General features: G+C 35.8%; 17 protein-coding genes. 12 read left to right on the top strand and 5 right to left on the bottom strand.

What is annotated here, in order from left to right:
• Positions 1-9: 9 nt before the first annotated feature.
• Positions 10-1,284, top strand: coding sequence for an O-acetylhomoserine aminocarboxypropyltransferase/cysteine synthase family protein (locus I5677_RS15385; RefSeq protein ID WP_197662538.1), 1,275 nt, complete (start codon positions 10-12; stop codon positions 1,282-1,284).
• A 115-nt stretch (positions 1,285-1,399) separates the two neighbouring features.
• Here I5677_RS15385 and I5677_RS15380 read toward each other — a convergent pair whose 3' ends face one another.
• Entirely contained in the window at positions 1,400-2,290 is an 891-nt protein-coding gene (locus I5677_RS15380; RefSeq protein WP_197662537.1) for an SPL family radical SAM protein, read from the bottom strand.
• 237 nt (positions 2,291-2,527) lie between these two features.
• A complete protein-coding gene (locus I5677_RS15375) occupies positions 2,528-3,436 on the bottom strand; it encodes a helix-turn-helix transcriptional regulator (RefSeq protein WP_197662536.1) in 909 nt (302 codons plus the stop codon).
• 355 nt (positions 3,437-3,791) lie between these two features.
• Between I5677_RS15375 and I5677_RS15370 the strand changes: the two genes are divergently transcribed.
• From I5677_RS15370 to I5677_RS15340, 7 genes are all read left to right on the top strand, one after another.
• Positions 3,792-4,973, top strand: a complete 1,182-nt coding sequence (locus I5677_RS15370; protein ID WP_197662535.1) for an aromatic acid exporter family protein — start codon at positions 3,792-3,794, stop codon at positions 4,971-4,973.
• Between the two features lie 194 nt (positions 4,974-5,167).
• Positions 5,168-6,061: a ClpP family protease gene (locus I5677_RS15365; protein WP_243456622.1), complete on the top strand. Its 894-nt coding sequence runs from the start codon at positions 5,168-5,170 to the stop codon at positions 6,059-6,061.
• A 373-nt stretch (positions 6,062-6,434) separates the two neighbouring features.
• Positions 6,435-6,674: a YlzJ-like family protein gene (locus tag I5677_RS15360; RefSeq protein WP_197662534.1), complete on the top strand. Its 240-nt coding sequence runs from the start codon at positions 6,435-6,437 to the stop codon at positions 6,672-6,674.
• A gap of 407 nt (positions 6,675-7,081) precedes the next feature.
• On the top strand, positions 7,082-7,957 hold the full coding sequence (locus I5677_RS15355) for an undecaprenyl-diphosphate phosphatase (protein ID WP_197662533.1): 876 nt from the start codon (positions 7,082-7,084) through the stop codon (positions 7,955-7,957).
• Positions 7,958-7,995: 38 nt separating this feature from the next.
• The gene (locus I5677_RS15350) at positions 7,996-10,554 is read left to right on the top strand and encodes an FtsK/SpoIIIE family DNA translocase (protein ID WP_197662532.1); all 2,559 of its coding nucleotides are present in this window, start codon (positions 7,996-7,998) and stop codon (positions 10,552-10,554) included.
• Between the two features lie 228 nt (positions 10,555-10,782).
• Complete coding sequence (locus I5677_RS15345; protein ID WP_243456621.1) at positions 10,783-11,685, top strand: ATP-grasp domain-containing protein; 903 nt, start codon at positions 10,783-10,785, stop codon at positions 11,683-11,685.
• A 43-nt stretch (positions 11,686-11,728) separates the two neighbouring features.
• Positions 11,729-12,586, top strand: a complete 858-nt coding sequence (locus I5677_RS15340; protein WP_197662531.1) for an ATP-grasp domain-containing protein — start codon at positions 11,729-11,731, stop codon at positions 12,584-12,586.
• A gap of 24 nt (positions 12,587-12,610) precedes the next feature.
• Here I5677_RS15340 and I5677_RS15335 read toward each other — a convergent pair whose 3' ends face one another.
• Positions 12,611-13,255 carry an HAD family hydrolase gene (locus tag I5677_RS15335; RefSeq protein ID WP_197662530.1) on the bottom strand — a complete coding sequence of 215 codons (645 nt, stop codon included), beginning with the start codon at positions 13,253-13,255 and terminating at the stop codon, positions 12,611-12,613.
• Between the two features lie 641 nt (positions 13,256-13,896).
• Between I5677_RS15335 and I5677_RS15330 the strand changes: the two genes are divergently transcribed.
• The 3 genes from I5677_RS15330 (at position 13,897) to I5677_RS15320 (ending at position 17,017) form a co-directional block, all read left to right on the top strand.
• Positions 13,897-15,567, top strand: coding sequence for a formate--tetrahydrofolate ligase (locus I5677_RS15330; RefSeq protein WP_197662529.1), 1,671 nt, complete (start codon positions 13,897-13,899; stop codon positions 15,565-15,567).
• A gap of 481 nt (positions 15,568-16,048) precedes the next feature.
• Positions 16,049-16,732 (top strand): GPP34 family phosphoprotein, encoded by a 684-nt coding sequence (locus I5677_RS15325; protein WP_197662528.1) that lies wholly within the window; start codon positions 16,049-16,051, stop codon positions 16,730-16,732.
• A gap of 9 nt (positions 16,733-16,741) precedes the next feature.
• A complete protein-coding gene (locus I5677_RS15320) occupies positions 16,742-17,017 on the top strand; it encodes a MerR family transcriptional regulator (RefSeq protein ID WP_197662527.1) in 276 nt (91 codons plus the stop codon).
• A 366-nt stretch (positions 17,018-17,383) separates the two neighbouring features.
• On the opposite strand, the gene I5677_RS15315 is transcribed toward I5677_RS15320, so the two are convergent.
• Both I5677_RS15315 and pyrB read right to left on the bottom strand, forming a co-directional pair.
• Positions 17,384-17,812 carry an aspartate carbamoyltransferase regulatory subunit gene (locus I5677_RS15315; protein ID WP_197662526.1) on the bottom strand — a complete coding sequence of 143 codons (429 nt, stop codon included), beginning with the start codon at positions 17,810-17,812 and terminating at the stop codon, positions 17,384-17,386.
• Positions 17,813-17,880: 68 nt separating this feature from the next.
• Positions 17,881-18,798, bottom strand: coding sequence for an aspartate carbamoyltransferase (pyrB, locus tag I5677_RS15310; RefSeq protein WP_197662525.1), 918 nt, complete (start codon positions 18,796-18,798; stop codon positions 17,881-17,883).
• Between the two features lie 369 nt (positions 18,799-19,167).
• On the opposite strand from pyrB, the gene I5677_RS15305 reads away from it, so the two are divergent.
• Positions 19,168-22,590: a DEAD/DEAH box helicase gene (locus I5677_RS15305; RefSeq protein WP_197662524.1), complete on the top strand. Its 3,423-nt coding sequence runs from the start codon at positions 19,168-19,170 to the stop codon at positions 22,588-22,590.
• The last annotated feature ends 27 nt before the right edge of the window (positions 22,591-22,617 follow it).

Below are 22,617 nucleotides of genomic sequence, written 5' to 3'. Positions count from 1 at the left end.
GAATAACATATGAACAACTATCATATTGACACGAAGTGTATTCAGGAAGGATATCAACCTAAGAATGGTGAGGCAAGAGTTGTACCTATCTACCAGAGTACAACCTATAAATACGATTCCAGCGAGCATGTAGGTAAATTGTTTGACCTTGTTGAGGAAGGGTTTTTTTATACCAGACTGGCGAATCCAACGGTTGATTACGTAGAAAAGAAGATAGCAGCTTTGGAAGGAGGAGTTGGAGCAATGTGCACCTCTTCCGGACAGGCAGCAAGTCTGATTGCGGTAATTAATATCTGTAGCGCCGGAGATCATCTGATATCTGCCGGAACCATATATGGCGGAACCTTTAATCTCTTTGCGGTTACATTAAAACGTATGGGAATTGATGTGAGCTTTGTAGATGCGGATGCATCCATAGAAGAATTACAAAAAGAAATCAAAGATAATACGAAGCTGATATTTGCAGAGACCATAGCAAATCCAGCTTTAGCGATTGCTGATATTGAGAAGCTTTCTACACTGGCTCATAATAATGGAGTTCCTTTGATTGTTGATAATACCTTTGCCACTCCGATTAATTGCAGGCCGATTGAATTCGGTGCAGATATCGTTATTCATTCCACTTCAAAATATATGGATGGTCATGCGGTAGCGCTGGGGGGTGTAATTGTAGACAGCGGTAATTTTAATTGGGATAACGGGAAATTTCCGGGATTATCCACACCGGATGCTTCCTATCATGGCATGGTTTATACCAGAGATTGCGGCAAAACTGCTTTTATTACGAAGGCCAGAGTTCAATTGATGCGTGACTTAGGATCCACACCTTCGCCTAATAATGCATTCTTATTAAATATCGGTCTTGAAACACTCCATCTTAGAATGGAAAGACATTGCAGTAATGCATTAACCGTAGCTAAGTATCTGGAAAAACAGGACAAAATTTCTTGGGTTAACTACCCCGGCTTAGAAAATAATAAATATTATGATTTGGCGCAGAAGTATCTTCCTAATGGCACCTGCGGCGTTATCTCCTTTGGTATTAAGGGTGGAAGAGAAGCGGCGATCAAGTTCATGGACAGCTTAAAGCTGGCAGCAATTGTTGTTCATGTGGCAGACGCTAGAACCGGTGTCCTCCATCCTGCAAGTACGACGCATAGACAGCTGACCGATCAGCAGCTGATTGATTGCGGTATTACCCCTGATTTAATTCGTATGTCCATAGGTATTGAAAATGTGGATGATATTGTTGCAGACATTGAACAGAGTTTGGAAAAACTATAAGTAGATAAATTGTTTCATTCTCATTAAAAAGCATAAATATAATAAAAAGGGTCCCATTCATTATCTTTGATGACATTAATTCAAACGGATAATGAATGGGACTATGTTATATATGTTAGAACAGAAAGGATAGCTGATCATATTTATATCTGTCTTTATAAGCTGCAATGATATCCTCCATGTGGTATAGGATACCACGATGGTTACATTCCTCTCTAAACATCTGTTTTAACTCCCTGACTCTGGGACTATAACATTCATATAAATCCTTATAGCGTTGTTGATAGAGTTGTGTAAGATTTAGGTCAGGAAAAAGTAAATCAAGCTTTTGATAATAATATTCTCTTTGACCGGTACGCAGTGACATTCCAAAGATCGGATAGATAAATTTAGCTCCGTTATCATATGCCATATGAATAATTTTTCTAACATTTTCTTCGGTATCTGTAAGGAAGGGGAGGAGAGGCATCATTAAAATACCGGAATATATATTATGATCCGAAAGTTTTTTTACGGCTTCAAAACGCTTTGAGGAGATACACACCTTTGGCTCAATCTTAGTCGCCATGGTATCATCGGCTGAGGTGATGGTGATCTTACATAATACCGGTGAATGACTTGCTATATTTTCTAATAGATCAACATCTCTTGTAATTAAGCTACTTTTTGTGGCTATGGAGACGCCGAAGTGATAAGTATCGATTAGATTAAGTGCCTGTCTGGTTAATTGATATTTTAACTCGTATGGATTATAGGGATCACTCATGGAACCAGTACCAATCACACCGGTCTTTTGTTTTCTTCTTAGCTCATTTTCCAGGATGGATATGGCATTTTCTTTAGAACGGACTACTTCAAAATCCTCAATTTGATAACAACTGCTTCGGCTGTCACAATAGATACAGTCATGGCAACAACCCTTGTATAAATTCATATTATAATCATTACCAAACCAGGAATCATCTTTACAATGAGATAGGATGGTTTTGGCTGGAATAGTTCTCATATTATCATCCTCATTTTCTTAAAGAGTATCATATATACTATCTTTACAGGGCATTTATATTAGTGAATATAGCCTGTCTGTGTTTTTATCATTACAAGGCGTGTAAAAAAATCTATCATATTTTGATGATAATTTAACATTTAATAAATCAATCTATATTTATTGTTTAAATAAGATGGATACAACCTGAATGAAATCTATACAATTATTAACATAATAACATCTTGGATATGAAAACTAGTTGTCATATTTATTTAGTGTATTTTTTAGTTTCTTAATCATCTCTTCCCGCACACTCTTAGGTTCCAGTACCTCCAGATGATCCTCAAAGGACATCAAATAGCTGTATAACCATCCGTCCAGATACATATCAGCATGAATTAGAAAACTTCCATCTTCATTCTTTTGAACAGATTCATTAGGGAATTCATCACAGATACGAAAAGCCAGTTCGGCGTCTACTTTAAGCACTATAGATGTTTTTTGTGTGTTATGAGAATAATCCCGCTCCTTCTCGGGTTTTATTAACGGTCTTGGAGTAAATATTTCTTCACTGACAACGAGATTTTTCATTCTAGAGAATTTAAAATACCGTAGATCTTCTTTCTCCCTACAATAACCATGTAGATACCATGCCTGAGCTCGAAAAATAAGCTTAACCGGTTCAACAATTCGATGAGAATAAGAACCATAGGAATTATAATAGTCAAAGGAAATAAGATTCCTGTTTAATATGGATTCCTTTAACTGGTTAAACTTACATTTCTCCTCCTCCATATTGGCCCAGTTGGAAAAATCTACTTCAATCCAGTCAGGTTCATTATTACCAAAAAGAGAACTTAATTTTGACAGTACAGCATCCGTTTCCACATAACTAGTTGCATTAATTCCTTGTAGAGCGGAGAGGATATCCTTTTGTTCCTGTTTGGTAAGAATGGATTTATTCAGGACAAAATTCTCCAGAAGACAGATCCCTCCACCCTTTCCCTTATTGGTATAAATAGGAATACCTGCCTGGCATAGAGTATCAATATCCCGGTATATGGTACGACTTGATACCTCAAAGTGTCTAGCCAACTCTTTGGCAGTAATATTCTTACGATTGAGCAGAATATATATAATTTCAAATAAACGATTGATTTGCATAATTTCACCTCTACAATATATTACCAGATATAATGTGACAATACAATGTCATATTATATTAAGAATATGTGAATTTTAAATAATAAAAAGATCAGAGAAGATTGAATGAATAGGAAGAGATAGCAGAGATGGGAAAAGATAGCAAAGACGGGAAAAGATAGAAAAGATAGAAAAGATAGATAAGATAGAAAAGATAAGAAAAGATATGGATAGATAAGAAAGATAAGGATGACGGACATTGTTTATGAAAATAAAGCAATAGATAATTAGGTGGTACAATAAAGATAATTCATGTATAATATAACCAATATATTACTACATTCTTTTAATGTAAATGAAAGTACTTGGAGGAACAATGAATTATAGTGATTTTATTAGAAAAGTGAATTTTTTATATCTCATAAAGACAGCAATTGGATCTGCGGTAGCTATTCTGTTGGCTGATTGGCTAGGGCTTGCCTTTAGTCCTTCTGCTGGAATTATTACCATCTTATCCATACAGAATACAAAGAAAGAAACTCTGTTAATTGCTATAAAGCGAATGATAGCTTTCTTTTTAGCGTTCATCATAACATATATTATATTTAAGAGCTTTGGTTATACTACGGTAGCCTTTGGAGGATTTGTTTTTCTTTTTGTTGCCATCTGTACAGTTACAGGATTGAAGGAAGGTATATCCATGAATGCGGTTTTGATGACACATTTTCTGATTGAGAAGAGAATGGACTTACCTTTGATATTGAATGAAATAGGATTATTGTTGATAGGATTAGGCATTGGTATTGTATTAAATCTCATCATGCCTAAATATAAAGAGCGGATAAGGAAAGAACAGTTGGCATTGGAGGAAGAGATAAAGCTTATGCTTCATAATATGGCCAACGTCCTTCGCAGTAAAAAGGTGTGTCTGGTTCAAGGGGCTACAGAGGAGTCACCGGAGCTTTTTCTGAATATGCTTGAGGCGTCAGATAATAGCACCCAGGATACAACAATGGAGCATAATGATGATAAGAACGCTGTGAAAACAGATAATGATTACAAAATGAGTAGTAGCAGAATTATCGGTACGATGGAAACAAAAGATACCATTCAACTGGATTTTAGACAGTTGGATTTGCGTCTAGAGAATCTGTTAATGAGTGCCTATGAGGATGCAGGTAATACCTTGCTGGCAAATACAAGATATATGGTTTCGTATCTGGAAATGCGAAAATATCAGATTGATGTACTAAAAGATATTGTAATTCATATGAATCGTATTCCTGTTTTATTAAGGCAGACCTATCCGATAGCAGATTTTATGGAGAGTATAGCCAGGTCTTTTCATGAGTTAAACAATGTGAAAGGACTGGTGAAAGAATTCGAAGAGCTATATCAATATTATCAGAAAGAAGAATTACCAAAAAACCGAATTGAATTTGAATATAGAGCCATTCTTTATCAGATATTAACTGAATTGGAATATTTCTTACATTTAAAGCAAAATTTTATTAAAGAACTGGAAGAAAAGAATATGAAATCTTATTGGAGCTACTAAGAAAAAATTGCATAAAAATATTTATCCTTCACATAATATAAAAAGAGGTTGATGATAATGGAGCATCAACCTCTTTTTAACCGTAGGTTAATAAAGCGCTAAGCGCGAGAGTTTCCTATGTAACTCACTGTCTAATAGATCGTTATAGTATCGTTATAGTTAGTTATAAAATATGAGGAAAAGAGGAACAGTACATGCAAAATGATAGTAAAAACGAAAATAAAATATCTAATGTTATGCAGGAAGAGGAAAACCTGTTGAATGCGAATAAAAAAGGAACCGGAGTCCCAAGAGAAAAAACTCAAAAAGAGCAGGAAACGGAGAAAGTTAAAAAAGAAAACGAAGATCTAAAAGATAAAAAAATCAATGAGTATGGTCAGACTGTCTTAGAAAATAATAATAAAGAACACAAAATACATTTATTATCCATCATAGGTGAGATAGAAGGACATGAGTGTCTTCCCCAGCATAATAAAACCACAAAATATGAGCATGTCTTACCACAATTAGCAGCAATTGAAGACAGTAATGATATCGATGGTTTATTAATTTTAATTAATACGGTTGGCGGAGATGTGGAAGCCGGACTTGCTATTGCGGAAATGATTGCATCCTTAAGTAAGCCTACCGTTTCTCTTGTACTTGGCGGCAGTCACTCAATTGGTGTTCCTTTGGCTGTATCTGCTAATTATAGTTATATCGTTCCGTCTGCAACCATGATTATTCATCCGGTCAGAATGAACGGTACTGTAATCGGTGTAACACAAACTTTTGAATACTTTGAAAAAATACAGGATCGAATCATTAATTTTGTGGTAACACATTCCAGTATTACTTATGCTGATTTTAAGAATCTGATGCTTGATACTAATCAGCTGGCTAAGGATGTAGGATCTATTTTAGTAGGAGAAGAGACAGTGAAAAAAGGTATCATTAAGGAAGTAGGCGGTATCAAGGAAGCACTGGCCAAGATTAATGAAATGATAGACAATAATACAATGAATGGCAATAACAACGTAAATAAGTCTACTAACGATAACAATGTAGCTAACGTCAATGAAAAGAACAATAATAGCCAAGGTCAATAACCTAAGAGTTAATTTCATGAAAAACCAAATTCAATAAAAGTCAAATTCAATAAAAGTCAATTCACCAAAAGTCAAGTTCCATAAAAGCTAAGTTCAATAAAACCGAATTCAATAAAAGCTAAGATTAATAACGGACAGGATTCATAACAATAGTATGAATGGCTATAATTAATAACAATAACAATGGCGAGGTTATTTTCTGATATTTTCAAAGACCATTTGTTTTAAGACAATTGCTAAAATATAAGAAAGCTAGTTGATTTGAAATTAATCCTAAAAAGTGTTATAATGATTACAAATTGTTTATAAAGGTTTTTTGTAACTGAAGCTTTTACAGGTTAACTAGTATGCTTTCAAGGAAAGTAGGTGCATTATGAGCATATTATATACAGTTGTTCCACTGGAAAGAATCTATGTAGATCATAAAGCGAAGGAATTGGAAATTAAACAAAGTGTAAAAGAAGCAAATTATGAATATAAGGATGTGCAACTCAAGCATGGTAGAGTTGTAGCACGTCGCGATGGTGATAATTATGTGGTGCAAAAAATTAACTCTACCGATATGAGCGATTATTTAAAAGATGAATATACTCCTGGAAAGACGATACAGTAATAAAGCTCGTTTCATATGTTTTTATTATTCATAAGATATAGCAAGGGTTTATTGCAGGATACCTATTAATCAAAGGTGTTTTGCTATAAGCCCTTCTTTTTGTCTTGCATAACATTTTTATAAAAGGTATAATAAATTCTGGATATGTTACTAAATTATAACCCTAGAAAACATATCTAATAATACATGAATAATAATAACGAACAAAGGATAAAAAGGCAATAATATCAATTTGTTTTCTTACTTATTTGCAAATATGATTTGTTCACAAGCACTCTTTGCTATTCGAATCTGATGCTAAATGAATCATATGGGTAGGATAAAGCAGCGATTGTATTATCAATTTTGTGTGATACGAAAGATTTTCGAATTTAAATATTATATATGGAATTTGGGGGGGCATTAGCATGGACTTATTAGAATCAATACTTATGGGCCTGGTACAGGGTCTGGCTGAATTTTTACCGATTAGTAGTTCAGGTCATTTGGCTATTATGAAACAAATTTTAAATCTCAATATGGATACCGGCTTATTATTTGATGTTATGCTGCACTTTGGAACGATGGTAGCTATCTTTGTGGTATTCTGGAAGGATATCCTGGATTTAATAACAGAAGGATTTAAGATTATCGGAGATTCTCTGATAAATACAAGACGCTTTATAAGGAATCTATTCAGTAAGGATAAGGTTACATATAAAAATGTTATTACAACACCCTATCGCAGATTTGTACTGCTGGTAATCGTATCAACGATACCTACGGGGATCATAGGCGTTGTCTTCAACAATGCGATTGAGGAGGCAGGAAAAACTCTGTTAGTTCCGGGATTAAGTTTGATATTTACCGCGATACTTCTTACAATTGCTGACAGGGTACATACCGGACAGAAAACAGAAGAAACAGCAAGTTATAAGAATGCATTATTTCTGGGGATTGCTCAGGGTGTAGCGACTCTGCCGGGCATCTCTAGATCTGGTACTACCATAACGGCCGGTTTGTTAAGTGGTTTTGATCGTACCTTTGCTGTAAAATATTCGTTTATCATGTCGATACCGGCAGTTCTTGGAGCCGTTGTTTATGAAATGAAAGATTTTTCCATGGACTTGGTAAACAAAAGTGAGATAACAGGATATATTGTTGGTACCTTGGTAGCAGCGGTTGTTGGTTATATTAGCATTAAGACCATGCTGGTAATTGTTCGCGGTAAGAAGTTTAAGTACTTCGCTTATTATTGCTTTGCAATCGGACTTATTGCACTTAGCGGACATTTTTTCTTATAGCGTCACGAAAATAATCTAAGTATTCGAGGAGGATGCAGATGGCTTCCAAACGTAAACCGAAGAAATCAAATAATAAACAAACGAATAGAAAACAAACAGTAAAAAAGAAGGAAACAATCAAAGAAAGCGGCGCGTTGCAGGATGAGATTATACTAGTCGTAGCCTTAGTTGTATCCGTATTGCTGTTTTTAAGTAATTTTAATTTAATAGGTCCGGTAGGACGATATGTAAGCGGATTTGTATTTGGAATGATAGGCTTAGAGGCTTATCTTTTACCCTTTATACTCTTTTTCGGAACTGCATTCCATCTATCAAACTTTGGTAATCGGTCTGCAGGCAGAAAAATCTTAAGTGCAATTGTATTTTTTGTTGTCTTAACCGGATTAATTCAATTAATAGCTACTTCATATAATAAAGATTTAAGGATTTTTGATTATTATAATCTGGCTATGGAGGGGCGAAACGGCGGTGGTATCATCGGAGGTATTCTGGTAATGATACTGGGTGGTTTATTCGATGTACTGGGTGCTTACATAATTATAATTGCTGTTATGTTAATCTGCATTATAGTAATCAGCGGAAAAGCGATATTAACTTATGTTGCAAAAAAAAGTAAACATACCTTAGAGGAACGCTTAGAATACCAGCGATTAAAGAAAGAACAATATGAAGCTTCGAACGGTAAGGAGAATGAAAATGGCTCAGGCAGAAGGCCACCAAAGACTTTTGTCTTAGATGGAAATGCTTCTTCGGAAGCAGGAAAAACCGGTCATATCATTAATTTTAAGGAAAGAAAAGAAAAGAATAAATCACTAAAAAATGAAGATATACCGATTTCAAATCTGGATCATCTGTTTCAAAATCAAGATGAGAAAGAGACAGAGCTGCAGATGAATGACTTTAATGAAACGGATAAGACAGTTACCGTTCCCAATTATGAAGATGAGCTTCGAAGCAAGTTTGGTGCAGAAGGAGATTTGGTAAATGTTGTGCCGGAAGAGGAACCAATTACATCACAGGACACTGATGTAGTACAATCCGGTTCTGTGAAAAAGGTTAAAGGTAATGATACGTCTAGTGATTCTACAAGCATAGAACAATTAGACATCAAACAAGTAGCAGAGCAAAAGGAATATATCTTTCCACCGGTTAATCTGTTAAATAGTGTGAAAGGAAAAAGTTCCGGGAAAATGTCGGACCGAAGTTTAAAAGAAACAGCAATTAAACTTCAGAATACCTTAGAGAGCTTTGGAGTTCATGTTACGATAACCAATGTTAGCTGTGGGCCTGCCGTAACCAGATATGAGCTTCAACCGGAGCAAGGGGTAAAGGTTAGTAAGATAACCAGTTTAGCGGATGATATAAAGCTTAATCTGGCAGCGGCAGATGTTAGAATAGAGGCTCCAATTCCCGGAAAAGCAGCTGTCGGAATTGAGGTTCCTAACAAAGAAAATTCCATGGTTAGCTTTAGAGATTTAATAGAAAGCAAAGAATTTCAAGAACATCCCTCCGATATTGCATTTGGAGTTGGTAAAGATATTGGAGGACAGACGATTATAACCGATATTGCGAAAATGCCCCATCTTCTGATAGCCGGTGCTACCGGATCCGGTAAATCCGTCTGTATCAACACCTTGATTATGAGTATTTTATATAAATCGAACCCTTCGGATGTACGTCTTATCATGGTAGATCCTAAGGTGGTAGAGTTAAATGTTTATAATGGAATCCCTCATCTTTTAATTCCGGTAGTTACCGATCCTAAGAAGGCTTCGGCAGCTCTGTCCTGGGCAGTTATGGAAATGACAGAACGTTATAAGAAATTTGCTGATGTGGGAGTTAGGGATTTAAAGGGTTATAATGACAAAGTGGCTGAAGTAGCTTATCTGAATGATGAAAATTATCAGAAGCTGCCTCAAATTGTAATTATTATCGATGAGCTTGCGGATCTTATGATGGTAGCTCCCGGTGAAGTGGAAGATGCTATTTGCCGTCTTGCACAGATGGCGAGAGCGGCAGGATTACATCTTATCATAGCTACCCAGAGGCCCTCCGTCAATGTTATCACTGGTTTGATTAAGGCAAACATACCCTCAAGAATAGCTTTTGCTGTATCCTCAGCCATTGATTCCAGAACCATTCTTGACGGATCCGGAGCCGAGAAGCTTCTTGGTAAGGGTGATATGTTATTCTTCCCTTCCGGTTATCCGAAGCCGGTTCGTATTCAGGGTGCATTTATTTCCGATAAGGAAGTAAGCTCTGTGGTTGAATTTCTTAAAAAGAATAATAACGAAGCACAGTACAGCGAGGATATTAAAGAGAAAATCACCAATGCAAGACCTTCGGATGGTGGAAGTGGTATCGGTGGCGGTAATGACAGGGATGAATATTTTGCAGAGGCAGGTAAATTCATTATTGAAAAGGATAAAGCATCCATCGGAATGCTACAGAGAGTCTATAAGATAGGCTTTAATCGTGCTGCCAGAATAATGGACCAGCTGGCAGAGGCAGGGGTGGTTGGCCCGGAAGAGGGAACGAAACCCAGAAAGGTTTTAATGTCATCGGAGCAGTTTGAACAATACTTGGAGGAGTATTAATACATAATATGATTATGTTCACCTGAGATACTTACAAATGATTTTATATATTAGTCAACTATAAAAAAACATGATCAAACCAATGCTATATATGTGTTGTGTGTCGCAAAATAGGACATAATTGGAAAGCTACTAAAAAACTGATTTTTTATGTAGGTAATCAATGAGATCATAATATTTTACTTTAATGAAGATGATAATTGTTTTATAGCAAATAGTAGAAATTAAATGATAGAATTACAGGAGTATAAAGATATGACCGGATGGCTTGTAGTAAACGAATTTCTAAATCAAAATAAATTCAATGAAATTCATTCCTGGCTTCTTGAGGCTGCAAGTTCAAAGGGTATTAGCTTACAGCTTAGAACCAATGCACAAATATTAATCGATTTACCGATTGGGAAGCTAGATAAGAGTGTAGATTTTATCTTATTTTGGGACAAGGATACTAAGTTAGCACATTATCTCGAACAAATGGGATATCCGGTTTTTAACTCATCACAAGCCATCGGTATATGTGATGATAAGTCCCTGACTCACCTGAAATTAATGGGAGCCGGCATAAGAATGCCAAGAACTGTCATAGCACCAAAAACCTTTGATAATATAGGCTATACGAATTATGATTTTCTAAAGGCAGTGGTTGAAAAACTGGGATTTTCTATGGTTGTTAAGGAAGTGTTTGGATCCTTTGGCCAGCAAGTGCATCTGGTTAGGACGTGGGAAGAGTTATTAAACACGATGACCTTGACAGGAACAAGACCTGTTATATTTCAAGAATACATTGAAACCAGCTTCGGAAGGGATATACGTTTACAGGTGGTAGGCAACAAAGTAATTGCTGGTATGCTAAGGTTTTCAGAGAATGGGGATTTTAGAGCAAATCTCTCGATCGGCGGTAAGATGAAGCCCTATGTTCCTACGAAAGAGCAAAGTGAGCTGGCTGTCAGGTGCTGTGAGATTATCGGTCTGGATTTTGCTGGTGTAGATCTTTTGTTCGGTGATAAGGATGAGCTATTGGTATGTGAAGTGAATTCCAATGCACATTTTAAGAATATCTATGACTGTACGGGGATTAATGCTGCAGATGCAATCATAGAACATATTCATAAAAACATAATAAACACTTGATTGATAAATAACATTTTATTTGAGGAATGAAAGCGGTGCGTTGATGAAGGCATGGATTATCTATTTTACAGAGGGAGCTCTTTATAATCAAAATTATATTAATTTCTATATAGAAGAAGGTAAAAAGCTTGACGTTGATGTCAAGCTTATTCTGGTTGAGGAGCTGGATTTTGGAGTTTGGCAGAATGAATGGTTTCTAAGATACCGGGGGGAGATTGTTGATTATCCTGACTTTGTGATCTGTAGAGCAATTTATCCTTTACTTAGCAAACAGTTAGAATATATGGGTATCAAGGTGTTTAACAGCTCTTTTTTATCGGAAATCTGTAATGATAAAGCAAAGACATATCAATATCTGGCGAAGACCGGAATACCCATGGTAAATTCAAACTTCTGTCTGAATTCACAGTTAGAGGATAGGTTAAATAACCTACAGGAGCTATCTGTAATCAAAGCAGTGGATGGGCATGGGGGTAGCCAGGTGTTTTTATATGATCCTAGTAAAAGTGTTGCAATAGATAGAATTATGAAAGGTATTGGTAAATCCGATGTCGTGATTCAGCCTTATATAGAAGGACGTAAACAGGATCTGAGAGTTTATGTGATTGGAGATGTTATTGTGGCTGCTGTACTTCGCACAGCCAGGGAGGGCTTTAAAGCTAATTATTCCTTAGGGAGCGAGGTACGATTATATGATTTAAAAGAAGAAGAGAAACAACTGGTCCATAGTATCATAGATCAATTTGATATTGGACTTGTAGGAATTGATTTCCTCATAGGAGCAGAGGGAGACTTATTATTTAATGAAATAGAGGATGTTGTTGGAGCCAGGATGCTATATCAATGCTCAGATATTAATCTCGTAAATTTATACCTTAGGCACATCATAGCTTCCCTATAGTAATAAATATGAAATGATCTTTATTTAAATCAATGTAAGTAATTCTTTTGGGGTATCAATCAGATAGTCGGCACCGGTTTTTCTTAGAACTTCACGACAACGGAAGCCCCAGGTTACACCGATACAGGGAATGCCGGCATTTTTAGCTGTCATTATATCTGTTTCTGAATCACCAACAAAGATTGTATTTTTAAGTTCGGAGCCTAATTCTTTCACTGCGGTAAATACACTATCAGGAGCAGGTTTTCTTTTAATTTGGGCAGTTTCACCGATTGCGACCGGTATTATGGTACCAAAATAAGTTTTTGCCAGGGATTTAACAGCGGTATCATATTTATTAGAAACAATAGCCATTTTATAATTATAACGATGTAAATCTAATAGCAGCTCCATGATACCGTTATATGGCCGGGTTTTGTTCTGCATATTATTTCTGTAATTTTCTTTAAATTCTTCAAGGTATAAGGTTACTTCATCTTCACTGCAAGACGTCGGAATAGATTGACGTATTAAATTTCTTACGCCATTACCAACATAACGTTTCACTTCATCATAACTTTGGGATGGAAAGCCTTTTTGAACTAATATTTCATTTAGGCTATCACGTAAATCATCCAGAGTATTTAATAGGGTTCCGTCCAGATCAAAGATGACTGTATTGTATTTCATGAGATACTTCCTTTCTAATATGTAATTACCATGTATATGTATCAATTAGCCTTATGGCAAACCATCCACTGCGTCAGTACTAAACCTACTTTTTAGTTATCGATTTTATTGAATAAAGATTTAAGATATTATATTAGTAAGTATATACTCGTAACTTTCATTAACGCAAGTGATTTTTTGGGAAACCCGTTTAAAATAATAAAAACTTGAGGATAAAGCCATACAAATTACTATAAATTTACAAATTAACGAAATTAATGTATATTTGTTGATGTTATTGAAATTAATGGATAGAAATTCTCAATATTATGTGAATAAAGATTTATCTTCTTGTATTATCCTTATGATAGCTGCACTAGAATTTATACTCTGTGATTGGATTTTCTGTCTTGATAAATACAAACATTATGTTACAATATTAACTGTATGTGGATATATTACAATAATCAGCCATTTAATCAGGCAGGGGTTATCTCTTATAGACACTCTATCCGTAATAGATATAATAAATTTAGTGAAATTGATATTTGGGATATTGATAAGCCTAATAAAGGAATAGAAGAGTGTAAAGGATTAGAAAGTGTAAATGAATAGCGAATAATAGCTAGCATAAGGGAATAGAAAGAAAGGCAGGTACACGAATGAAATCAGATATTATCATTGCTCAGGAGGCAATACTAAAACCGATTAAAGAAGTGGCAGCAAAGCTAAATATCCTGGAAGAGGATCTGGAGTATTACGGTAAGTATAAAGCAAAGCTTTCGGATGAACTATGGGATAAAGTAAAAGATAATCCTGACGGAAAGTTGGTTTTGGTAACAGCAATTAATCCTACGCCTGCCGGAGAGGGTAAGACCACTACAACAGTAGGTCTTGGACAGGCCCTTGGTCTTATGAATATAAAGTCGGTCATAGCTCTTAGAGAACCATCTCTGGGACCTTGCTTTGGAATCAAAGGCGGAGCAGCCGGCGGAGGTTATGCCCAGGTAGTTCCGATGGAGGATTTGAATTTACATTTTACCGGTGATTTTCATGCTATCACCTCGGCGAATAATCTTTTGGCTGCTATGCTTGATAACCATATACAACAAGGTAATAGTTTAAATATTGATACAAACCAAATTGTATGGAAACGCTGTGTGGACATGAATGACAGGGTTTTAAGAAATATTGTAGTAGGTTTGGGCCGCAAAGCAGACGGTGTTGTTCGAGAGGATCATTTTATCATCACCGTAGCTTCAGAAATTATGGCTGTTCTATGTCTTGCTGATAATATGAAGGATTTGAAGGATCGCCTGGGACGAATGGTGGTTGCCTATACCTATGACGGAGAACCTGTGACTGCAAAGCAGTTAAATGCGGTGGGATCTATGGCAGCTTTACTAAAAGATGCTTTGAAACCTAATATAATTCAAACCGTTGAGAATACTCCTGCCATTGTCCATGGTGGACCCTTTGCTAATATCGCCCATGGTTGCAACAGTGTCAGAGCAACGAAGACAGCACTTAAGCTGGCGGATGTGGTAGTAACGGAAGCAGGTTTTGGTGCAGATCTGGGAGCTGAGAAGTTCTTAGATATCAAGTGCAGAATGGCGGGACTAAAACCGGATGCAGTTGTATTGGTTGCAACGGTAAGAGCGTTAAAATATAACGGTGGTGTACCCAAAACAGAGCTTTCGAATGAAAATCTGCTTGCCTTAAAAAAAGGTATTGTAAATCTCGAAAAGCACATAGAGAATGTTCAAAAGTTCGGGGTACCGGTAGTAGTAACATTAAATAGATTTATATCGGATACAGATGCAGAACTTAACTTTGTGAAAGAATTCTGTGAAAATAGAAACTGTGAATTTGCCTTGAGTGAGGTATGGGAAAAAGGCGGAGAGGGCGGTATCGAATTAGCGAAGAAGGTATTGTCAACGATAGAGCATAAGGAAAGCAACTATCAGCCACTATACCCTGTCGAATTACCAATCAAGGAGAAAATCAGTATAATTGCCAAAGAAATCTATGGAGCCGATGGGGTAACCTATGAACCATCTGCTGAAAGTGCTATCAGAATGATTGAAGCCTTAGGTTATAAGGATTTACCGATCTGTATGGCAAAAAACCAATATTCTCTTTCCGATGACCCTACGAAACTGGGACGACCCTCCGGATTCTTAATTAACATCAGAGAGGTTTATGTATCAGCAGGAGCAGGTTTTGTGGTAGCAATCACCGGTACGGTTATGACAATGCCCGGATTACCGAAAGTTCCGGCGGCAGAAGGAATCGATGTGGATGATAACGGAAAGATAACCGGATTGTTTTAAATAATACATCTATCAGAGTAAAGTAGATTTATTTAACTGATATCAAATAGACGTGACAGAGACTTGTCACGTCTATTTGATGTGCTTATATCTTCAATTTATAGATATTACATTTGCAATTTCATTTTAATAACTGTTTGCAACCGATAATTCTGCCTGAATCCTTACTGATCCAATTACATATTCTTTGGTATTCTATGGTTATAGTAGCTTGCTATCATTATAAAAGTTTTTTCATTTATCTATGTCGAATTATGTAACTATAAAAGGATAAATAAAAATAGAAGGATTGTTTACAAATAGAAAATATTTACATATAATAAGTAATAAGAGATAAGAGATAAGAGATAAGAGATAAGAGATAAGTGATAAGTAGTAAGTAACAAGGAATAAATGTAAATAAAATGTGTGGTAACATAAATTAATTTGAAAGTAATAAATGGGTTAATAAGTATTACCATTATAGAAAGGGGTAAGTGCTGTGATAGTAAAGGGTATCGATTTATCAATTACTGAAGAATTTGTTTTTATGGAACTGATTGGAAAGAAACTGGTGAAAAAACCGAAAATAAAAATAGGAAACAGTAAATTATACACGATGGTCTCCATTATCATAGAGCTTGTGTTAATGGATCATATCAAAATTGATGAAAATAGTCAATTAATAATGAAAAATCCAAAGTTAACGGGTATACAATATTATGATGATGTTTTAGATAAAATCAAATCAAAAAAAACAAGGAGTATAAGGAGCTGGATGGAGTATTTTTATACTCATACAAAATTACGAAATAATATATTCAACGCTGTAGTAGATAGCATTATAAAAAAGCAGGCCATCGAAGTGATAGGAAGCTCTTCCAAGAAAGATTATTCAGATTATATGAATATCGGAGACATGATGATTCAAAAGATTAGAGCAGAACTTTTGGAGGAAGGAAATATAGATGAGAATACGATGTATCTTGTTCTTCTAATGGATTCTAATAAAATGCTAACGTCTTATTTCTCTGATTATGAATATAAAAGTTTAGTAGAAAAGATGGAAATGGTATATGAAAGTAAAGCTACTGATACATTTAAAATTATTAAAAAAGCTATGAAAGATATTGAAGCATTATCAGCTATTACGGTAATAGGTGATCTAATTAGCTCGATAGGATAGGGATCTTATATGTCAAAGCCAAGAAGTATTGAGAAAATAAAACATTCAGAATTAATAACTATAGGGGAATTGGTTTTAATATCCGGCATGAGGTATAGTACATTAAAGTATTATACAGAAGAAGGATTATTACCTTTTCAACAGCTTGAAAGCAGATTGGTTAGAAGGTATCCAAGAATTGAAGCTATGAAACAAATTGAGGAAATTAATAATCTAAAAGCATACGGTTTTACAATCGAGGAGATAAAGACAAAATTATTAGATAAGGAAAGAATGGCACAATAAGCTTAAGTTTATGATTTACTATATTGCAAAAGTAAAATGAATTAAAAATAAGAATAAAATAGGAAAAGCTCCCGTATATTTTATTGATAATGGCTATGAGCTTATCAATAAACAGGATGCTTTCTGTGATTGTAAAATTAAATTTTGATCCACCAAGGATATTACTGTTATTAACAATGAGTTTTATATGCTAATTATTTCCACATCTACTGATATTAATTACAATACAGTGGCGGGCTTGCATTGTTATGCAAACCCGCCATTGTATATAGAATAAATTTATAACGTAGCTATATTTAAATTTGAATTGTCTTCTCCTCAAATGTATGTTATAAAACCTGAGGTTATAACTTTTACTGATGCATATTAACGTCTTTCGAAGGCCTGTTCGCAGTATACACAGCGATATACTCCGTTTTCTCTGTCCGTCAGTTTAAAGGTATGAGGGATACCCTGCTCTACGGAAGTGATACAACGGGGATTTTTGCATTTTAAAATATTGGTAACGGTTTTCGGAAGGTCCGGATTCTTCTTTTCAATGATAACTCCATTTTCTATAATATTAATGGTTATCTTATGATCCAAGGCTCCCAGCATATCCAGGTTGATACCGTCTAAAGTTCCTTCAATTTTTATAATATCTTTTTTACCCATGAAATTGCTTTTCGCATTTTTTATAATAGCCACACTGCAATCAAGGTTTTCTAAGTTAAGATAGGTATAGATTTTCATTGCACCGCCGGCTTTGATATGATCGATGACTATTCCCTGATTTAATACGCCGATGTTTAACATAATTAACCTCCATTTGCCCGATTTGGGTTACTTCAATCATTGATTACGAATGCTTCTAAGACATCATATTATTCTTCAAGCTCTAATAATTTCATGATTAGAGCCATACGTACATAAACACCGTATTCGGCCTGCTTAAAATATACTGCCCGAGGATCATCATCCACCTCAGTTGAGATTTCATTTACCCTGGGCAGTGGATGAAGTACGAGCATATCCTGCTTTGCATAGCTCATCTTTTTAGTATCCAGGATATAGGTGTCTTTTAAACGTACATAGTCTTCTTCATTGAAGAAACGTTCTTTCTGTACCCTTGTCATATATAAGAGGTCCAGTTCTGGCATACTTTCTTCCAGATTACGAACTTCCTGATATTCAATCTGATTTGCTTCCAATACTTCTTTACGGATGTAGGTAGGAACCCGCAGTTCATCCGGTGAGATGAGTATGAATTTAATGTTATCATAACGAGCCAATGCATTAATTAAGGAATGTACGGTACGACCGAATTTTAAGTCACCACAAAAACCAACGCATAGATTATCTAAGCGTCCTTTTAAATTCTTAATGGTTAATAAATCTGTAAAGGTTTGGGTGGGATGATTATGACCGCCGTCTCCGGCATTGATAACAGGAATAGTTGAATGAACAGAAGCAACGAATGGGGCGCCTTCTTTTGGATGGCGGATAGCACAGATATCTGCGTAAGATGAAATTACTCGAATGGTATCGGCAATACTTTCGCCTTTGGCTGCCGAACTGGAATCAGCGGATGAGAAACCTAAGATATTGCCGCCAAGATTAAGCATTGCGGCTTCAAAGCTAAGACGTGTTCTGGTGCTCGGTTCAAAGAATAAGGTTGCCAGTTTCTTACCTCGGCATACATCGGAATATTTTTTCGGTTCCCTTATTATTTCTTCCGCAAGGTCAAGTAGCTCACTCAGTTCGGTAACAGTAAGATCAGTCGGACTGATAATATGTTTCATAGACACCTCCGTATGTTGTTAGTATTTGTTTCATTACATAACGGTACGGGCACTCCGAAGTGTACCCGTATGTTAGTAAACTTATGTTCCTAACAAATTATTATAATATAGAGCATGTCAAAATACAAGCATGAATTTCTATGAGTTTGTAACTAATTTTTATGAGATTTGTTTTAGAATTCCTATGGGTTATGTTACAGACTTATTTTAAGTTTTTATTATATGATTCTCATATACACCTCTGGTTTTTCTTTGATCGAAAACACACTGGGGTAAGCTTAAAAAAGTTAATAACGGTACAAATTATTTACACTTTTCCCTCAAATTGTGGTATAATAGTAAGATACAATTAAGGAAAGGTGTGCATTTATGATTCATATTTCACGGACTGGAATTCGTAATTTGGCTTCCGATGATACGGTATATGCCAGAGGTGTGCAATATTATAAAGACAATCGCATTACAAATGCGACTTTTTCGAATGCAACCAAGCAATATCGTATGATTGTTAAGGGTAATTATAATTATTCTGTTATTGTGGAAGAGCAGGAGGACGGCTCCTTTGATTATAACTGTAACTGTCCGTCCAGACTTAAGGATCAGGGTGCCTGTAAGCATGTAGTGGCAGCTTTATTGTTCATTTTAAAGTATCAGGAACGAACAATGCTTACCGAAACAAAATCCCCGGAAGAGAGAAAGGTACTTCAGATACTGGATTATTTTGTAGCGCAGGAGGATTCTGTATTGGTAGGAGAAACCTTCCAATTAGAGGCCATCATTAATATACCGGCGATTTTAAAGGGTGATAACGCAAGAGCAGCGGTTTCCTTACGAGGAGGCAGTAACCGTAAATATAAAATTCAGACAATTAAAAAGTTCTTAGCAGATGTATATCATAATGAAAGCTTTGTACTCGGTAAGGAGTTTAAGTTTGTCAGCGGTGAGAGTACATTTGATCAGAATTCTAGGGTATTATTAGATTACCTGTTAGAGATTTATGAGATACAGGAAGTCATAGACAGCACACATTTTTCAAAGATATTCTCTAAATCTCAGGTGTTTATAACGAAGAATATGCTTATGAAGTTTTTAAGCCTTCTTAACGGTAATAGTTTTATGTTAGAATTGTATGGGAAGGTATATTCCGATGTAACTTTTGTAAAGGGAAATCCGAGGATATCCTATCAACTTTCCTTGGATGAGGAAGTAATTACTGTGGATTATAAAGGAAAAGATGCGGTTCTTCCACTAACAGAAACCGGAGAATTATTATTCTATGACGGAATTATATATCAACCGGATCGCAAATTTATCCGTAATTTTAAACCTTTTTATAATAGTTTAGGTAAGGATAAAGAGCCGCTTTTGTTTAAAGGGGAAAGTAAGACCGCCTTTTTAGAGTATGTATTACCAAGAATAAGTGAGACTATGGAGCTGGATGTTCCGGAAGAGCTAAAGAGTAGGTATATCACCTGTGACTTAGAGGCCAAAATTTATTTTGATAAATATAAATCCGGCATTAAAGCTGAATTAAAGTACAGATATGGTGAATATGAATTTAATTCCTTTGAGAATGCATCTTCCGGATCATTTATCGTTGTAAGACAGAGGGATAAAGAAGATACCATCATTACACAGCTTCTCCAGCTGGGTTTTCAACCCTATAAGAATTTTTATATATTAAAGGATGAGGATCGTATTTATGAATTTTTAGCCGGTGGGGTAATGGATTTGGAGGATATAGCCGGTCTTTATTACTCAGAGGATTTTAGAAAACTGGGAATACGAACACCCGGAAGCTTTAAAGCAGGAGTTCGGATGAACACCGGTCTTAATATGCTGGAACTGGATATGTCCTTTGATGAGGTGCCAAAGGAGGAATTGAAGGAACTTTTACATTCCTTTCATGTTAAGAAGAAATATTACCGTTTAAAAAACGGTAGCTTTGTAAATCTGGAAGATAAGACCTTAAGTGAAGTATCCCACATATTAAATTCCTTAAATGTCAGCAGTAAGAACCTGGACAATGATAAATTGTTGCTGGAAAAGCAACATGCCGTTTATCTTGATAAAGCGTTCTCAGATCGGGAATTTGAATTTATTAGGGACAGGGATTTTTCTGCCCTTACGGAAAAGATATTAAATCCTACCGTGACGGACTATCCTTTACCGAATGGGATATTGGCACAGTTAAGGCCTTACCAGATCACAGGATATAAATGGCTGAAAACCTTAGCAGATAATGAACTGGGTGGTATTCTGGCTGATGATATGGGTCTTGGAAAAACGCTGCAATCCATTGTGTATATAGCCTCAGAAGTGACCAAAGTGTCAGATAAAGAGGAATTAGAAGACAAGAATGAATTAGCCGAGAAAGATCTAAAGGATGATTCCTTTACTAATAATATATCTAGAAAGAAAGATTCAAAAATTAATGATTTGATAAATAAAGATATACAAAATGAAGCTTCATATAATAGCTTATTATCAAGCGTTAAATTACAAAATAAAATTTCTAAAGAGGATAATATATATAATCATAGGAAACAGTTTCTGATTGTTTGTCCGACTTCGCTCATCTATAACTGGTTGGATGAGTTAGAGAATTTTGCTCCCTTTATTAAGGCACAGGTGGTTAGCGGAACGCCTCAGGAGAGACAGGATAGTATTGAAACCTGCGATGATTGTGATGTTTTGATTACTTCTTATCCGCTGATACGAAGAGATATCACCTTATATGAAAAATTTGAATTTCATACGGTATTTATTGATGAAGCTCAGTTTATTAAAAATGATTCGTCTTTAAATGCAAAATCGGTAAAGCGCCTTAGATCAAAACATAAATTCGCTTTAACCGGAACGCCGATTGAGAATAGTCTATCGGAGCTGTGGTCTATATTTGATTTTATTATGCCGGGGTATCTGTATAACCATTCTAAATTCGTAGAAATATATGAAAAGCCCATTATGAAAGAGGATAACGAAGCTTTAAAGGAACTACATCAGCATATTGCACCCTTTATCTTAAGGCGTATGAAGAAGGATGTACTTACGGAGCTACCGGATAAGTACGAGACAAAGATGCTAACGGAACTGTCGGAGGAACAAAAACTGGTTTATATGTCTTATCTAGAAAGTATCCGAAGTGAGCTTCATTCCGAGATTGAAGAGAACGGGCTTGAGAAGAGTAAAATCAGGATTTTAGCTGCCTTAACCAGACTTCGTCAGATCTGTTGCCATCCCTCGACCTTTATTGATAATTATCAGGGCGGCAGCGGCAAACTGGAGCTTTTGATGGAGGTTATCACAGATGCTATCGCCAATGAACATAGGATTTTAGTGTTTTCCCAGTTCACCTCGATGTTACGTATTATCGAAAATGAATTAAAGGATATGAATATTAACTATTTTTATCTCGAGGGAAGTACGCCGACCGAAGATCGTAACGATTATGTTAAACGCTTTAACAGTGGTGAAGGTAAGGTGTTCTTAATCTCTTTAAAGGCAGGAGGAACCGGACTCAACCTAACCGGAGCAGATACCGTAATTCATTATGATCCCTGGTGGAACCCAGCCGTAGAAGATCAGGCAACAGACCGTGTTTATCGTATCGGTCAACAGAATAAAGTCCATGTAATGAAGCTGATTACCAAGGGGACAATCGAAGAGAAAATCTATAAGCTACAGAGGAAGAAGAAGGAGCTTTCCGATACCATTATTAGCTCGAAGGAAGTGTTTATTAGTAGCTTAACCAGGGAAGAGTTGGAGGAGTTGTTTACTCCGATGGGATAAGTAAGCTAGGAATAGAAATATTGGAGG

The organism is Mobilitalea sibirica (genome assembly GCF_015999265.1).
Taxonomy (GTDB): Bacteria; Bacillota; Clostridia; order Lachnospirales; family Lachnospiraceae; genus Mobilitalea; species Mobilitalea sibirica.
This window is presented reverse-complemented; position numbering and strand designations above follow the sequence as displayed.

Bases quoted from the DNA above. Each gene is read 5' to 3' on its own strand.
- I5677_RS15355 (WP_197662533.1), top strand. From the start codon at position 7,082: ATGGACTTATTAGAATCAATACTTATGGGCCTGGTACAGGGTCTGGCT.
- I5677_RS15365 (WP_243456622.1), top strand. From the start codon at position 5,168: ATGCAAAATGATAGTAAAAACGAAAATAAAATATCTAATGTTATGCAG.
- pyrB (WP_197662525.1), bottom strand. From the start codon at position 18,798: ATGAAACATATTATCAGTCCGACTGATCTTACTGTTACCGAACTGAGT.
- I5677_RS15320 (WP_197662527.1), top strand. From the start codon at position 16,742: ATGTCAAAGCCAAGAAGTATTGAGAAAATAAAACATTCAGAATTAATA.
- I5677_RS15360 (WP_197662534.1), top strand. From the start codon at position 6,435: ATGAGCATATTATATACAGTTGTTCCACTGGAAAGAATCTATGTAGAT.
- I5677_RS15305 (WP_197662524.1), top strand. From the start codon at position 19,168: ATGATTCATATTTCACGGACTGGAATTCGTAATTTGGCTTCCGATGAT.
- I5677_RS15375 (WP_197662536.1), bottom strand. From the start codon at position 3,436: ATGCAAATCAATCGTTTATTTGAAATTATATATATTCTGCTCAATCGT.
- I5677_RS15330 (WP_197662529.1), top strand. From the start codon at position 13,897: ATGAAATCAGATATTATCATTGCTCAGGAGGCAATACTAAAACCGATT.
- I5677_RS15335 (WP_197662530.1), bottom strand. From the start codon at position 13,255: ATGAAATACAATACAGTCATCTTTGATCTGGACGGAACCCTATTAAAT.
- I5677_RS15345 (WP_243456621.1), top strand. From the start codon at position 10,783: ATGATAGAATTACAGGAGTATAAAGATATGACCGGATGGCTTGTAGTA.
- I5677_RS15385 (WP_197662538.1), top strand. From the start codon at position 10: ATGAACAACTATCATATTGACACGAAGTGTATTCAGGAAGGATATCAA.
- I5677_RS15340 (WP_197662531.1), top strand. From the start codon at position 11,729: ATGAAGGCATGGATTATCTATTTTACAGAGGGAGCTCTTTATAATCAA.
- I5677_RS15380 (WP_197662537.1), bottom strand. From the start codon at position 2,290: ATGAGAACTATTCCAGCCAAAACCATCCTATCTCATTGTAAAGATGAT.
- I5677_RS15370 (WP_197662535.1), top strand. From the start codon at position 3,792: ATGAATTATAGTGATTTTATTAGAAAAGTGAATTTTTTATATCTCATA.
- I5677_RS15350 (WP_197662532.1), top strand. From the start codon at position 7,996: ATGGCTTCCAAACGTAAACCGAAGAAATCAAATAATAAACAAACGAAT.
- I5677_RS15315 (WP_197662526.1), bottom strand. From the start codon at position 17,812: ATGTTAAACATCGGCGTATTAAATCAGGGAATAGTCATCGATCATATC.